The following is a 16,096-nucleotide window of genomic DNA, read 5'->3' on the forward strand; positions in this document are numbered from 1 at the left end:
CATATTCACTATAATAAAAAGGAATATACCAATACTATTATTCCTACTATCCAACAGTAAAATGCAAATATGTCTAAACTTCTTTCTCTGATTAATTTTAAAAGTATACTTATAGCTAAGTAACCTGAAATAAGTGCAGCTAAAAATCCTAAAACATAAGGCAAGAAATTAATATCTAAGCCTACTCCGATGTTATCTAATTGAGTTACACATGCACCCAAAATAGCTGGAATAGCTAAAAGAAAGCTAAATTTAGCAGCGAACTCCTTATCAAGGCCCATGAGTAATCCAGTTGAAATAGTAGTTCCTGAACGTGAAAGCCCAGGAATAATAGCAAATGCTTGTCCAATTCCCATAATAATAGCTTCTTTAAGACCAGAACCCCTAATATTTTTATGACCAACATTCAATCTTTGAGAAACATATAAAAGCACACCAGTGACTAGAAGGAAAAACGCTGGAATAGTTATAGAACTAAAAGCAGCTTCAATCTGAGAATCAAAAGCTAAACCTATAATTCCTGCAGGTATAGTACCAATAAGAACCATCCAAGATAATTTTTTATACTGATTACTCTTAAACTCCTGCTTAAATCTTCCTCTGAAAATATCAGTAATACTTGAAAAGAATGCCTTTATCATTTCCACTATATCTTTAAAAAAATAACAAACTACAGCAAACAAAGTTCCCAAATGAAGTAGAACATCAAAAGCCAAACCTGGTTGATTAATACCTAACAATTCCTGAGCAAAAATAAGATGAGCAGAGCTACTTACAGGTAAAAACTCTGTTAAACCCTGCACAATCCCAACAATAATTGCTTGTAAAATATCCATAAAAAACACCTTTAGTTAACATGATTAATATAATAATAATTAATTATAATTAAAATAACTAAAATAATTAAAATAATTAACAAAAATCAATAATAATTAATAGTAATTATTATTAATTAATATTAATAATTAATTATTAGTAATTAATTATTAGTAATTAATTTAATCAATTAAGTAGTATTAAAAGAATTAATATTAATTATTTTCCCATCTAAAACTTCAAAAGATCTATCAGCTAATTTAGCTACCTCTAGATCATGAGTAACTATGATTAAAGTTACATTAGATTTTTTATGAAGATTTATCAGTAAATTCATGATTTTTTTACTATTTTTAGAATCAAGAGATCCAGTTGGTTCATCTGCAAGAATTATTGAAGGTTTATTAGCTAAAGATCTTGCAATAGCTACTCTTTGCCTTTCACCACCAGATAATTTTGTTGGTTTTAAATAAGCTTTATCAGCTAAATCAACAAGATTAAGAAGATGGCAAGCCCTATCCCTTCTTTCTCGATTAGATAATCCAGTTGTAAACATTGGAATTTCAATATTTTCCACTACAGAAAGATTAGGAATTAAATTATGCAACTGAAAAATAAAACCAATTTTATTAGATCTAAAATGGTTTAATTTCTTATTTTTACTATTCATTAGATTATATCCAGCTACATTTATTTTTCCTTCATCAGCTATATCTAACGATCCAATCATGTTAAGTAATGTGGATTTTCCAGATCCAGATGGACCAATTATTGAAACAAATTCTCCTTCTTTTATATTTAAATCTACTCCATTTAAAGATTTAATACGGCCTTCTTCATAACTTTTTTTTAAATTATCGATAGTAACAATATCATTCATATTATAACCTCATTTATTAACATCTTAAAAAATTATTCATATCTTAAAGCTTCTGTAGGAGGAAGTTTACTAGCTCTAATCGCAGGATATAATCCTCCAACTATTCCAACTATTAGAGATATTAGAATCGCTTCTAAGAATATATTGATTGATAATATTGGAGTCATTCCATCTAACATTCCACTAGCTGCAATCAGTTCAACTATTATAACACCAACTAGTGAACCAATTATTCCAGCTATCAATGTTATTACAATAGATTCTCCTACAATCATTCCAATAATTCTTCTACCACTCCAACCAACTGATTTCAAAACACCAATCTCCCTAGTTCTTTCATAAACAGACATTATCATAGTATTAATGATTCCAATTCCTCCAACTAAAATAGCTAAAAGAGAAATACCCCATTTTGCACCATTCAACATGTCAAGTATATCTTTACTTGATTCCATATCTGAAATTGATGAAACAGCACTTATATTTTTATCATATTTATTCTCGATATTTTTAGTTATTTTTTCAACATCTGCACCTTTTGCAACTTTAACATATAAACCGCTGATTTTATCTTCATCATCCATGAATTTTTGAACATTAGTTAATGATCCAAATGATTCTGTGTCTACATTAGGATCTCCACTTTCAAAAACTCCTACAATCTTCCATTTTTCTCCATTAGTAGTGATAGTATCATTTACAGTTTTATTGAATCTTTCCATTGCAATTTTACCAATGATTATTTCATTAGAGTTATTTTTAAAGTTTGTTCCATTGATAATTTTAAGTTTTAGCTCATTTACTGTACTAGGATCCCTACCTTGCAAAGACAGATATCCAGATCCTTCTATGGGCAAAGCAGCATTGTAAACTGAAGTTGCAGAAGCAACCCCCGAAATATTTTTTATTTTTGAATTCCATTCAGAATCAATCGATTCTGTTCCATCTGGACTCATTACAATAAAATCTGTTCCACCAACATGAAGTGTACTTTCAGCACTTTCTACTAAACCATTTGTAATTGCTCCAAGTGCAACTATAGTTATTATTCCAATTCCAATTCCCAAAATAGAAAGTATAGCCCTACTTCTATTTCTAAATGGATTTTTTAGTATTAATTTTAAAAATGACATATTTACATCCCATTATTTTTAATAAAATTGTTAATCTTTTATATTTTATTTTTCAATTTTTCAATTTATTACAACTCTGGCCAGAATGTAAAGAATATGTGAAATTTGTAAAATATATACGAATTTTGTAAGGTATGTCTTACAATTGTAAGGTATAGCTTACAACATATATAAATGTTTTGATGAAAATTTTCTAAATTTAAATTTAAAAATATACATAAAAAATAGATAAACAATAAATAACATAAAATAATTAATTATTTTTCATGAATATTGTATTAAAATTATTATTTATAAAAATAAAATAAATTAAGAGATATAAATTAAAATAGGATAGAATAAAAAATAAAATTAAAAAGTGAAAAATAAATATAAATAAAAAACAAATAATTAATTCCAAATTAGTTGAAATATCAATAATTGATATATCAATGATTTTAAAAATAAAAAATAAAAAGAAAATAAATTAAAAATTAAAGAAAATAAGAATAAATAAAAATAAAAAAGAAAAATTATAATTAAATTTAAAAAAATAAAATAGGAATTTTTAGATAAAATAAAAACCTATAAATAAAAAATAAAGGTTTTAATGTGTTTAATAATATTAAAACCAATTTTTAGATGATTCTAAAACACCATCGATTATTTTTTGGGAAGAACCTATATAAGTATGAGGATTCATTATTTTTTCAACATCTTCTTCTGTTAAAAATTCTTTTACTTCATCTTTACTTAATATAACTTCTGCAAGTGGTTCATTACTTTTGTTAGCTTTTATAGCACATTCCCTTACAATACCATATGCAGTTTGTTTTCCCATACCTGCTCTTGTTAACTCTGCCATAAGACGTTCAGCCATAATTAATCCATTGGTTAAGTTAAGATTTCTTTCAATATTATCTTCATAGAAAACAAGGTTACTCATTAACTTTATTGTGAGATTAAGAATATAATCAGTTAGAATACAAGCTTCTGGGAATATAATTCTCTCACAAGAAGAATTAGTAAGATCACGTTCGTGCCATAACGGATTATTTTCCATTGCTGCTACAACATAAGACCTAACTACGCGAGCTACACCACATATTCTTTCAGCAGTAATTGGATTCATTTTATGAGGCATTGTACTACTACCTACTTGTTTTTCTGGATCAAAATATTCTCCAACTTCCATAATTTCAGTACGTTGAAGATTTCTTATTTCAAGAGCTATTTTATCAAGAGTAGTAGCTATATTAGCCATGACCATCATAAACTCAGCATGATTATCCCTTTGAACAACTTGATTAGTTATGGTTGCAGGTGGAAGATTAAGGATTTCAGCTACCTTTTTATGAACATCCCATCCAATCTCACCGAGAGCAGCTGTAGTTCCAACAGCTCCATCCATCATAGATACACAAAGATTTTTCTTTGATATTTCAAGACGATCAAATTGCCTTTTAAGTTCATCTGCCCAAAGTGCAAATTTCATTCCATAAGTAGTTGGAAGAGCATGTTGTCCATGAGTCCGGCCTATACAAACAAGATCTTTATTTTCATCAGCTAATTTTAATATTATTTTAGCTAAACGCTCTACTTTTTCTTCAAGAACATCAATAGATTCTTTAAATAGAAGAGATTGGGAACTGTCAACTATATCATTAGATGTAGCACCAAAATGAACATATTCACCTGCATCACCCTCACATTGTTCTCCGAGCCCTTTAACAAGAGCAGCTATATCATGATTAGTTTCTCTTTCAATTTGATTTACTCGCTCTAACTTTACAAATTTAGTGTTTGCTTTCCTTTTTATCTCATCAGCTACTTCTTTTGGTATTATTCCAAGTTCAGCTTCTGCTTGTGATAATGCAGATTCAACATCTAACATTTTTTGCAATTTATTTTCAGACTCCCAGATATTTTTCATCTCTGGAGTCCCATATCTAAATTCAATAGGATGAATAGCCATTTTAAAATTCTCCTTAATTAATTTTATTAATTTAATCAACTATAATCAATTATAAACTATTAAACTTATAATAAATTTATTAAATAATAGCTATAATAACACATTATTAATAAACTACATCAGTATTTACAGTATTTTATATTATTTTATAATAATTATATATTGACTAAAATCACTTATAAATATATTTTATTTAAAAAAATTTAATAAAAAAAAGAATCTAAATAATGTAATATAAATATAAAATATAAATTAGTGAATAAATAATGTAATAAATTAATAAATTTAAAAAATTTAATAAAATTGAAAAATCTTAATTTAATATTTATTAAAATGAATATTAATAAAATTAAAAATAATAAAATAAATAAAATAAATAAAACTAATAAAACTAATAAAATTAATAGAATTTTAATTGAATTTTAATAGAATTAATAAATATTAATAAAAATATTAATAAATACATAAGATTATTCAAATAGAGGTTTAAATATGGCAGATTTAAAAAGTTTAAAATCAATTGATTTATCATCAATAACTATAATGGGTACTTCCATAACATTAGTATGGAGTATAATATTTACTGCAGCCATAATAATAGCATTCTCTTCAATACTTGGAAGATTTGATGCTAGTTTTGGTATTATTGGAATAGCAATTATTTTCGGAACAATTATATTTAGTATCTCAGGATATTTCGGTATTTCATTTTTATATAACTACTTTGCAAACAGAATGAGGCCTGTTAAATTAAATATTGCTGATATGAGTAAAATTACAAATGTTTCAGTTGTATCAACATCTTTAATAGCTGCATTTATATCTTTAATAGCTGCACTAATAGTATATCCACTAATTTTTCTTATATTATCATTTGTTTCAATTTTAGTTCAATTATTACAAGCTATTAGTTTACAAGGATATGCATGGTTAGTTTATCCTGCAAGTTTAGCATTTACTCCATTTTTCATTATATATGCATTTATTATTGGACTTATATTCACAATTATTGGTGCTTTTGTATTTAATAAAGTAAATCCTAAAATAGGCGGATTAAAATTATCTCTATCTCAAGAAGGAAATTTAACAAAAATAGACTCCATAAATCCAAAAAGTGCAGGAATTATCACAGCAATTATTTCTTTAGTATTTGGATTAATATATGGTATTATATTTAGTATAGTATCTGGAAGTCTTCCAGCTAATTTAATTTTAATTATAGGACTTACAATTGGAGGATTAATTGGAGGATTTATATACGGAGCTATAAGTTCAATATTATATAATCTATTTGCTAAAAAATTTGGACCTGTTAAAATAGAATTAGAAGAATCAAAATAATAAAAATAAAATCATTACTTTTCTTTTTATTATCATTGATTTATTATTAAATAAACAGTTAATTATTCAAATGATTCATTCGCGAATTACGCGTTTAATCGGAGGAACATATCCTCTTAACATAAGAGATAATGAAATCACAGTAACTGAACTTAATGCCATAGCTAAACCAGCAAACTCAGGTCTAAAAACTATACCAAAAAATGGATACAATAAGCCTGCTGCTACTGGAATAAGAATTATATTATATGCAAATGCCCAAAATATGTTTTCTTTAATTCTTGTCATGACTTTATTAGAAAATTGGATAGCTGCAACAACATTCTCTAGATTTCCTTCCATAAGAACAACATCCCCACTTTCCATAGCCACATCTGTTCCACTCCCAAGTGCAACACCAACATCAGCTTGTGAAAGTGCAGGAGCATCATTGATTCCATCTCCAACAAAAAGAACTTCCTTGAAATTTTTATTTATTCCTTCTACTTTTCCTTCTATTTTTTCTTTCTCTTTTTCTAATATTCCAGCTTGTTCTTGTTTTAACTCTTCCTGATTTTGAATTTCAACTACTTTATCAAGTTTTTCACCTGGTAAGACATTAGCTATAACTTTATCAATACCAACCGAATTAGCTACATTCATTGCTGTTTTTTCATTATCCCCAGTAACCATAAAAGTACTTATATTCATTTTATGGAGTTCATTAATAGTTTTCTTTGAGTTATCTCTTATTTTATCCATAAGAGTAATTATTCCCTTAATATGATCATTATAAACTAAAAATATTGCAGTTTTACCTTGATCAACAAACTCATTATATTTTTCTAAAGCTTTAGAATAAGAAACAATATTTTCAGTATTTGAAATATTTTCATCTTCTAAAAGAGACTGATTTCCAGCTAAAATTGTTTTTCCATTAATTTCTCCTTTCAACCCTTTTCCAGTGATATTTTCAAAATTATCAATAGTTTCAAGGTTTAAATCAAGAGAATTTGCTTTTTTAACAATAGCTTTAGCTATTGGATGAGTAGAATTATTTTCCAAACTAGCTATAAGTTTAAGAATTTCTTCTTTAGCTTGGTCGTCTGATTGAGAATTTTTAAAAGTATTTTCATCTAATTCTTCTTTTTCAACATTTACTTGTTTTCCAGGAATTGAAGGATCTTCTACAACTATCCAATCTCCACCAGTATTTTCTATCACTTCATTTTTCTTCAAAATAGATTCTGTTCCATCGATGATGAAAATATCCTCAATTTCGGGTTTACCTTCAGTAATAGTTCCAGTTTTATCAAAAACAGCCACATCAATGCTTCCAGCATTTTCTAAAGTTTCACCATTTTTAATCAATATTCCATATTCAGCAGATCTTCCTATACCAACAGTAACGGCTGTTGGAGTAGCTAATCCCAATGCACAAGGACAAGCTACAACAAGAATTGAAATAAGAGTTGTAAGAGCAAACAATAATGTAGATTCAAATATAAAGTACCAGAGAATAAAAGATAATATAGCTATAGTAAGAATTGTTGGAATAAAGTATTTTACTACTTGATCAGCTAATTTTTGAACAGGAGGTTTAGAAGATTGTGCTTTTTCAACAAGGTCAATGATTTGAGATAAGACAGTTTCTTTTCCGATTTTTTTAGCTTTAATTCTTAAAATTCCATCCTGATTAATAGTTCCTGCGAAGACATCCTCACCTTTCTCTTTAAGTTTTGGTATTGGTTCACCAGTAATCATAGCTTCATCAACATAGCTATTTCCACTAGAAACAACTGCATCAGCAGGTATTTTATCCCCAGGGCGAACTAGTAATAAATCATCAATCGCTATGTCTTCAATAAGAATTTGTTTTTCCACAAAATCATTATTATCTTTTATATTTTCTTCCCCATCACTATTTTCAGCTTCATATTCATTATCATTCTTAACTAAAAGAGTAGCTGTTTTTGGTTGAAGTCCAATTAATTCTTTAATAGAAGTTGAGGTTTTTCTTTTAGCTCTTGCTTCTAAATATCTTCCTAACATTAAAAATGATGCTAACATAATAGCTGTTTCATAAAACATAAAACTTGAATTGAGAATTATATTGAAAGTACCAAGTAAACTTGATACAAATGCAACTAAAATACCCATTGTATACATTACATCCATATCCAAGTTTTTATGAACTAATGAATTAAAACCTGCTTTAATAATTGGATATGAAACATAAATAAATGGAATTATAGCTACAATCAATGAAAGTAATGACATTGAAATTCCAAGATCTTCAAAAAACATATGTGGTGAAAACATTATTCCCATCAATATTCCTGAGAAGACAAAACCCACGATAATCCTATTTCTTTTATCATTTAAGTCTTTTTCATAAATTTCATCATCTAAATTTGCATCAATTTGATTAGCTACTCCTAAAAAATCAAAACCAAGATCTTCAATAGATTTGCCCATGTCATCAATATTAACAAGATTATTATTGTAAATTACTAAAGCTTTCTCAGAACTTAAATTTACAGTTGCAGAATAAACTCCATCAAGAGCATTTAATGCTTTTTCAATATTTAAAACACAGTTAGCACAATGCATTCCAGCTATTTTTAAGGTAACTTCAGATTTTCGAACACTGAATCCTGCATCTTCAACACTTTTATCAATGTCTGAGACAGCTACCTTTTCCGGGTCATATTCAACTCTTGCTTTATTTGTATTAATATCAACTTGAGCTTCAGCCCCATCTAACTTATTTATAGAATTTTCAACATTTAATGCACATGATGCACAATGCATACCTTCTATTGGAATTTCCAATTTTTTGGTTGTTTTTTTAGATATATCTTTTTCATTAGCCATTTAAATCACTTGAAATGATTTAGATAAAGATTTTAAATTAATTAGGGATATATTTATCAATTTAATAATGAAATTAAATTAATAAAACTAAATTAATTAAATTAATTAGATTATTAGATTAATTAATGAAATTAATAATATTAATAATATTAATAATTAATTATATATTTACTATATATTTGTCAAAACTAATTAATATTTTTAACTACCTTTAAATTTTATATTTATTATTTATTTTATTTTATTTTAGGTTTTGTGGGATTTTGACTTTCACATGGCACTCCAACTTGACATAATCCACATCCAGAACCTGAATTTGGATTTGCACCAACAGATTTGGCGTAATTTTGAGCTTTTTCCCCATATCCCATATTGAAGCATTTTTCTTTATCAATTCCATTTTCAGAAAGTGCATTAGCAGGACATTTTTTAATACACTTTTTACATTTCCCTTTATGGAAAAAAAGACAGTTATCAGTGTGGTTTTTAGCTGTTCTATCATCACTTTTAACTACTAAATCTGTAACAATTGAAAAAAGTGTTACTGCTATTCCTTTTTCTGTTATAAACCCTGCATTCAAACTGAAGGTTCCCATTCCTGTAGCATAAGCTATGTGTCTTTGAGACCAATTAGAAGAGGGACCAGTTTCACTCATGACTTTTCCATGATATTTTTCAGTACATGGATTAACAGCCCGATATCCTTTTTTGGTTAATATCTCTTTAATATAATTGGAAATTAATATTCCAAAATCATCGATTCCAAATGTTCTCATCAATGTCCATTTTTCAGAAGGCCAGTCTCTATTTCTATTGCTTTCTATTACTTCATCACTATAAGGTAAAGCAATAGAGATAACTGAACCATTTTCAAATGTTCCTTCTCCATGAGACATTTCAAAGACTTCTTTAGGTGTCAAATGAAATTCACCGATAATTTCCTTAAAATCACCGAATATTGGATCTTTAGCTGAAGCAAATTTAATTAAAGGTTTTTTATAAGCAGCTCCATCTAAAAAATCAAAATAGCTATCCCCATTATCCATTATAAATTCAGTTATTTTATTTATTAAATAATCTTTCATATTATTATTCCTTTATAAGATGATTTATTAATCTTAATAATCTTAAATAAAATTAATTTATTTTATTATTTTTAAATAATTTTAAATACTTTTAAACAAGTATAAATAATTATAATTAATTTGAACAATTTTGATTAAATATAATCAATTTTAAAATTTATTAATCATATATTTTCCAATTTAGAAATTAATTCAAGCATTTTTTGCAAATCATTCTTTCCTAAGTGCTTTTCAAGTTTCTTTTGAACACTATTCCATAATATAATAGCTTTTTTAAGAACTTCATCTCCAGATTTAGTTAGTATTAGTCTTCTATTTCGCTGAGTATTTTGTGAAATATCTTCTATAAAGCCTTTATTTTCAAGAATTTTAAGAGATCTAACTAAAGTTGTTCTATCCAATCCCATTTGTTTAGCTAAATTTGTCACATTTACAGGACCCATACTTTCAACATGTTTCAGAAGTCCAAATTGTGTAGGAGTTAATGAAGTTGGTTTTAAAGCTTCAGAATACATTTTAGTAATATTCTGAGATGCTTTTCTTATATCTAAGCAATAACATATAGAACCATTAGCAGTACAATTGCAATCATCCTTGCAATTACATGTATCAAGATTTTTTTTAGTATCTCTTTTCATAATATTTATCCTAATCGTGTATATACACTATTATTATATTGTATTTATTTTATATAAATATTTCTGATAAAATATTTCTGAAAAATTAAATTAATTTATATAAAATATTTAAAAATTTAAAAATTTAAAAACAAATGAAAAACAATAAAGAATAATAAAAATAATAAGAAATAATAAGAAATGATAAAAAATAAGTATAATGTAAGTATTATAGAAGAAAAAAGAATCAAATAGCTTTAAATTATTCATTTTGAATATTAATTATATCCTTAACAATATTTCCATCTTGGATAACCATTAAAATATTAACAGGATTACCTAAATGAGAAATATCATTTAATGGATTTTTTTCAACCATTATCATATCTGCAGATTTTCCGATTTCTATTGAACCAACTTCATTATCAATTTCTAAAGCTTTAGCTGCTTCAATTGTTCCAGAAGAAATAGCTTCCATAGGACTCATTCCAATATCACAAAGTAGCTCTAATTCTCTAAGATTATTACCATGAGGACTGACACCAGAGTCAGTTCCCATAAGCATTTTAACTCCAGCTTTGTATGCTGTTATCATATTACCTTTATGTACCCTATCAGCTTCTAGTGCATTTTTAGCACTTTCCTCTGTGAGTAATCCTTGATTAGCTTGATCAACTGCTCCACCCATTACAGAACATGTTGGTATTAGATAAGTTCCTTTTTTAACCATCAATTCAGCTGTTTCATTATCAATATAAGTTCCATGTTCAATAAACTGGATTCCAGCTTTAACAGAGTTTTTAATTCCACCAAGACCATGAGCATGAGCAGATACTTTAGCTCCTCCCCTCATATTAGCTTCTTTTACAATTGTCTTTAATTCTTTCACATTAAACTGAGAATATTCAGGAGCATCATTTGGACTAATAACTCCCCCAGTTGCCATTACTTTTATAAAATCAGCTCGTGCCCTAAAAACTTCTCTTGTTTTAGCAAGGACTCCTTCAATACCATCACAAACAGGATGAGGTAATCCCGGATATTGTATAATCATATCAATGCCAGAATTAAGATAGAAATCAAAATGACCTCCAGTTATAGAAAGTGGCATTACACTTATTTTCATCTTTGGAGCGGGAAATATCTTCTTATTTACAGCTGTTTTAACTCCAATATCAGCTAATCCACAATCACGAACATAGGTAACTCCTGCATTGATAGTGTCCTTCATATTCACTACAGCTTGGTAAAAATAATTAGCTACTGGATTAGTTAAATCATCTTCCTTAATAAACCCATTTGCCATTACATGAACATGCATATCAATAAATCCTGGAAGAATAAATTTTCCATCACCATCAATAACTTTAGTTCCATCATCGATATCAATACAAGTTGATTTACCGATATTAGCTATCTTTTTATTTTTAATTAGAATAGCTACATTTTCTAAAGGTTCCTTATCCACAGGGTTAATAATTGTTATATTTTTAATTAAAATAGAATTCATCAAATCAACTTAGTGTTTATTTTTATTTTGTTATATCTTATTTTGTTATATTTATTATTCTTAATATATATTAGAAACTTTATCTTAATTAATTTAACGTTACTTTAATTAATTTTTTATTTGGATATGACGTTATATTTTGAATATTAATTATTTTATAAGTACAAAATGAATTAAAGCTTTATATATTGTTTAATAAGTTATTATAATTGTATTTATGTTAAAAAAATTAAAATATAATAAAATAAAAATAATTATATAAAAATATAGTAAAATATGGTTTTCTAGAAATAAAAATAATACTGTTGATTTTAGGAAAATAAAATCCAATTATAATAACTTATGATTTATTTTTTTATTATTAATTATTAATTAAAGAGAATAATCATGGTGTAGTACACCAACTTTATTTCTTAGATATTCATTTAAATAAGTAATCTAAGAATGAGTATGATACTTAATGTAATTTCAAGATAATATCTACTTAATATTGTACATATGAACAATATTACTTTTAATTCCATAGTACCACCTCCTCAAATTTTGTGAGAAGGCTCATTGAGTTGTAAGGTACGAGTCTTCCCCATGAAAAATATATTTCAATGAATTTTTCAAGTTAGTGATACTACAGTAAATATTATATTTTTCTACTATAAAAATATTACTATAATAATATTTTATATTATATTAATAAAAATAGAAAAATATATATCCAATGACTACAAATAATTAATTGTTGTATGGTACGAGTCAGAGGTTTTATGAAAGATAATTTCTTCATTAAAATGAGATATTTTTGTTCATTTAACCTCTATCCATACTTTTTCTAATTATTTTTATTATAATTCAATTATAGGTTCTATTTTTTATATATTTTACTTTTTATTTTTAAATTTAATCTAATTTGATTTAATAAACTCTTTATTATCTAAATAAACAATTGAAAATAAAATAAATAAAAAAATAATATAAATAATATAATTAATGTAATTAACGAAAATAAAGCAATTAATGTAAATAATATGAATAATTTGAATAAAGTAGTTAAATTAAAAATAAAAATTATAATAAAGTTATTTCACCTTTTTCAGCATTAACAGCTACTTTAACTCCAGAAATAAGCTCTTCAGTAGTTTTTGGAGAATCTACCATGGGAATATCAGACATTATAGCCCCAGTAGCTATTATTGGTTCTGCATTTAAACATATAATTGCAGCAGGAGCAACATTATTCTTTTTCATCTGAAATATAACATAAGAACCAACTGTAGAACCTTTTCCACCAGGAATAAAAAGTATCTTATCATTTATAAATTTACCTTTTAATTCATGGTTAGGATCGATAACTTCCCCTGTGTTTGGATTAACTCCTCCTAAAAAACTAAGTGGTTCACTACTTACAATTAATTCACCTTTAGCTTCTCCTTTTGAAATAGTTCTACATTTAATAATCATTTTAATCATTCCTTTTTAAAAATAATATTAAGCTATCTTAAAATTAAGCTATTTATATATCTATAATTTATGCTATCTATTTTATACTATCTATAATATATCTATATAATCTATATAAAATATCTATATAAATACTAAAATATAAAATCTTATCAATTTCATTATTATTTCATTATTATTTAAATTAAACAAATCTACACTATTATAACTTTATTATAGCTAAACAACTTCATTTTTCATAATTTCACGAAGTACAGCTGTTGCATAAGAACCTTTATTTATTGAAAATTCCACTAAAACACCATCATCAGTAGCTACTGCACTACTATCCCATACTTTAAAACGCATACTTCGTCTTAATCCATGACTTCCTAATTTTGGTGTTTTTGGACATTCAAAATCTTCTTTTTTAAGACCTTCTTCTTTAAGTACTTCTCTTTCCATAGTTCCAACATCACCTTCAGCAAATGGAACTTTTGTACCATATAATGGTGAAGTAGGATTAGCTTCAAAATTAGCTATCATAGATGAAAGTTTTTCTGGAGATTCATCATGAAGAATGTGTTCTTCATTGTCAATAACAATATCTCCTTCAATATATTCATTAATACCCATAGCTACTCTGTTACTAACAGCTTTATTAAACAAATAAGATTGATATGCATGGACAAACATTCTTTGAAGAGGTTTTGGTAAAGAAAATAAAGCTTTTTTATAAGATCTATCATCAAGAACTTCTCCAGATTTTCCTCTCTTTTTTTGCTCTTTAAAAAGTTCTTTTAACATCATACGTTCATAACGCATACCAATAGGCATAAGTTCTAAAGATTTTTCAATTTTTCCATCATCATAAGCTTGCCTAGCTATTTTAACTTTTTCTGGCTCATTATCATAGGGATTTCCAATATATAATCTCACAGCTTCGGCCAAGTCATTATCTACTAATGCTTTCCCAACAAGATGAGTATTAGTTCTTGGTTTTCCAAATCTTTGCCATCCAAAATAATTAGGAACTCCAACTTCTTCAAGTTGTTTTAATACATCATTAGCAGTTTTTGCTGCTTCTTCATTGGAAAATTCCTTATTAATATTTTTGATTAAAATTTTAAATTTGTTTCCAATTAACTGACCCATCCTAAGCTTTTTTTGCCCTCTAATAATTTTTAAAAATTCTGTGTTGTAAATTTTCCCATCTAATGCTTTAACTTCCTCAAATTGTTCTTCACTATCCATATTACTTATACAGATCCATTGACGAGTTATTGCCTTTTTATCTTTCATTCCTGCAAAACCCATTCTTTTTCTACTTATATGAAGGTCTCTTGAAATATCCATAAGAACATCAAGAGTTGTTCTACCAAGTTTTTCAATCCAAATCCAAACATTTGGTCCTTCACCATTAGGAAGTACATTTTCAATTGGAATCTCTTCTACATAGAAATCTTCATATCGATCTCGTATTGTCCCTCCAATTCCAGGATTTTTTGTAACAAAAGTTTGAGCATTAAGCATATAATCCTACCATTAATCAGCTGATAAAAAAAATTCAATAATACATAAAAATGTCAAAGTCTAAAAAATGCCCTGACCGGGACTTGAACCCGGGGAATAGGATCCGCAATCCTACGTGTTATCCAACTACACTATCAGGGCAAAAAATTAAGAAAAATTAATCTTTATAATTATTATATCAAGTTAATAATTAGAAAGTTAAGTTAATAATTCTTTTTTGAATTATCTCACTTAAAAAAGTTTCTATAAAAATTATATAAAATCTATAAAATATATAAAACTTCTCTAAAGGTTCTATTAAACTTCTATAAAAGTTCTATAAAAATCCATAAAGTTTCTATAAAAATATCTAAATGAATAATAATAAGTAAAAATAATAAGTGAAAATAATCAAAATAAGGAAATCATGAAAAATATCTAAAAAATCGAAAGTGTGAAACTATATTCACCTAAATTACGATTAGTTGTACTAATATTAGAAGCTGTCTGTATGTCACCTTTTTCAACAAGAACTTCACCATCTAAAACATTATTTTCAACAAGCAAATAATTTTTATCTGGAATCATCTTATTTAAAAAATTTCCCAATATATTAGCTATATTATTTTTAGTTTCATAGTTCAAATTATTATCATTAGCTTTTAGAATAATTACAACATATTCCAATGTAGAATAGCTATTTTCATCAATATTTAATATCATTAATTCCATAACATCATTAGCTATTTTAGAATCAACATGATCATCCTGAGGAGTTGGAGAATAGAAATTTAAAACTGAATTAAAAATTAATAACCCCATAAAAAGTATTAAAATAGCTAATATCCCATCTAAAAGTGATAAAAACCCTTTATTATCTTTTATAAATGTCATAATATAATATGTTAAATATATTAAAAATATAATAGTTAGTTAGAAGTGAGTTAGATAGATTGAA

12 protein-coding genes and 1 tRNA gene are annotated in these 16,096 nt (G+C 26.4%); 1 reads left to right on the forward strand and 12 read right to left on the reverse strand.

What is annotated here, in order from left to right; all coding sequences use genetic code 11:
* Positions 1 to 8 precede the first annotated feature (8 nt).
* The 4 genes from uppP to purB all read right to left on the reverse strand — a co-directional run bounded on the left by uppP (position 9) and on the right by purB (position 4,783).
* A complete protein-coding gene (gene uppP / locus KQY27_RS05935) occupies positions 9 to 836 on the reverse strand; it encodes an undecaprenyl-diphosphatase UppP (protein WP_224425651.1) in 828 nt (275 codons plus the stop codon).
* A gap of 170 nt (positions 837 to 1,006) precedes the next feature.
* On the reverse strand, positions 1,007 to 1,696 hold the full coding sequence (locus KQY27_RS05940) for an ABC transporter ATP-binding protein (RefSeq protein ID WP_224425652.1): 690 nt from the start codon (positions 1,694 to 1,696) through the stop codon (positions 1,007 to 1,009).
* A gap of 32 nt (positions 1,697 to 1,728) precedes the next feature.
* Positions 1,729 to 2,829: an ABC transporter permease gene (locus KQY27_RS05945; protein ID WP_224425653.1), complete on the reverse strand. Its 1,101-nt coding sequence runs from the start codon at positions 2,827 to 2,829 to the stop codon at positions 1,729 to 1,731.
* Positions 2,830 to 3,433: 604 nt separating this feature from the next.
* Complete coding sequence (gene purB / locus KQY27_RS05950) at positions 3,434 to 4,783, reverse strand: adenylosuccinate lyase (RefSeq protein WP_224425654.1); 1,350 nt, start codon at positions 4,781 to 4,783, stop codon at positions 3,434 to 3,436.
* Positions 4,784 to 5,275: 492 nt separating this feature from the next.
* Between purB and KQY27_RS05955 the strand changes: the two genes are divergently transcribed.
* Positions 5,276 to 6,124, forward strand: coding sequence for a hypothetical protein (locus tag KQY27_RS05955; RefSeq protein ID WP_224425655.1), 849 nt, complete (start codon positions 5,276 to 5,278; stop codon positions 6,122 to 6,124).
* Between the two features lie 75 nt (positions 6,125 to 6,199).
* Here KQY27_RS05955 and KQY27_RS05960 read toward each other — a convergent pair whose 3' ends face one another.
* The 8 genes from KQY27_RS05960 to KQY27_RS05995 form a co-directional block, all read right to left on the reverse strand.
* Entirely contained in the window at positions 6,200 to 8,980 is a 2,781-nt protein-coding gene (locus tag KQY27_RS05960; RefSeq protein WP_224425656.1) for a heavy metal translocating P-type ATPase, read from the reverse strand.
* A 236-nt stretch (positions 8,981 to 9,216) separates the two neighbouring features.
* Complete coding sequence (locus KQY27_RS05965; RefSeq protein WP_224425657.1) at positions 9,217 to 10,065, reverse strand: hypothetical protein; 849 nt, start codon at positions 10,063 to 10,065, stop codon at positions 9,217 to 9,219.
* Between the two features lie 164 nt (positions 10,066 to 10,229).
* Entirely contained in the window at positions 10,230 to 10,703 is a 474-nt protein-coding gene (locus KQY27_RS05970) for a MarR family winged helix-turn-helix transcriptional regulator (protein WP_224425658.1), read from the reverse strand.
* Positions 10,704 to 10,944: 241 nt separating this feature from the next.
* Positions 10,945 to 12,192, reverse strand: coding sequence for an amidohydrolase family protein (locus tag KQY27_RS05975; protein ID WP_224425659.1), 1,248 nt, complete (start codon positions 12,190 to 12,192; stop codon positions 10,945 to 10,947).
* A gap of 1,062 nt (positions 12,193 to 13,254) precedes the next feature.
* Positions 13,255 to 13,644, reverse strand: coding sequence for a DUF126 domain-containing protein (locus KQY27_RS05980; RefSeq protein ID WP_224425704.1), 390 nt, complete (start codon positions 13,642 to 13,644; stop codon positions 13,255 to 13,257).
* A gap of 222 nt (positions 13,645 to 13,866) precedes the next feature.
* Positions 13,867 to 15,159 (reverse strand): tRNA pseudouridine(13) synthase TruD, encoded by a 1,293-nt coding sequence (gene truD, locus KQY27_RS05985; protein WP_224425660.1) that lies wholly within the window; start codon positions 15,157 to 15,159, stop codon positions 13,867 to 13,869.
* A gap of 68 nt (positions 15,160 to 15,227) precedes the next feature.
* A tRNA-Arg gene (locus tag KQY27_RS05990) sits at positions 15,228 to 15,300 on the reverse strand.
* A 276-nt stretch (positions 15,301 to 15,576) separates the two neighbouring features.
* The gene (locus tag KQY27_RS05995; protein ID WP_224425661.1) at positions 15,577 to 16,032 is read right to left on the reverse strand and encodes a hypothetical protein; all 456 of its coding nucleotides are present in this window, start codon (positions 16,030 to 16,032) and stop codon (positions 15,577 to 15,579) included.
* Positions 16,033 to 16,096: the final 64 nt, after the last annotated feature.

This window comes from Methanobrevibacter sp. TMH8, assembly GCF_020148105.1.
GTDB lineage: Archaea > Methanobacteriota > Methanobacteria > Methanobacteriales > Methanobacteriaceae > Methanobinarius.

Bases quoted from the DNA above. Each gene is read 5' to 3' on its own strand.
- KQY27_RS05965 (WP_224425657.1), bottom strand. From the start codon at position 10,065: ATGAAAGATTATTTAATAAATAAAATAACTGAATTTATAATGGATAAT.
- truD (WP_224425660.1), bottom strand. From the start codon at position 15,159: ATGCTTAATGCTCAAACTTTTGTTACAAAAAATCCTGGAATTGGAGGG.
- KQY27_RS05960 (WP_224425656.1), bottom strand. From the start codon at position 8,980: ATGGCTAATGAAAAAGATATATCTAAAAAAACAACCAAAAAATTGGAA.
- KQY27_RS05945 (WP_224425653.1), bottom strand. From the start codon at position 2,829: ATGTCATTTTTAAAATTAATACTAAAAAATCCATTTAGAAATAGAAGT.
- KQY27_RS05955 (WP_224425655.1), top strand. From the start codon at position 5,276: ATGGCAGATTTAAAAAGTTTAAAATCAATTGATTTATCATCAATAACT.
- KQY27_RS05970 (WP_224425658.1), bottom strand. From the start codon at position 10,703: ATGAAAAGAGATACTAAAAAAAATCTTGATACATGTAATTGCAAGGAT.
- uppP (WP_224425651.1), bottom strand. From the start codon at position 836: ATGGATATTTTACAAGCAATTATTGTTGGGATTGTGCAGGGTTTAACA.
- KQY27_RS05975 (WP_224425659.1), bottom strand. From the start codon at position 12,192: ATGAATTCTATTTTAATTAAAAATATAACAATTATTAACCCTGTGGAT.
- purB (WP_224425654.1), bottom strand. From the start codon at position 4,783: ATGGCTATTCATCCTATTGAATTTAGATATGGGACTCCAGAGATGAAA.
- KQY27_RS05940 (WP_224425652.1), bottom strand. From the start codon at position 1,696: ATGAATGATATTGTTACTATCGATAATTTAAAAAAAAGTTATGAAGAA.
- KQY27_RS05995 (WP_224425661.1), bottom strand. From the start codon at position 16,032: ATGACATTTATAAAAGATAATAAAGGGTTTTTATCACTTTTAGATGGG.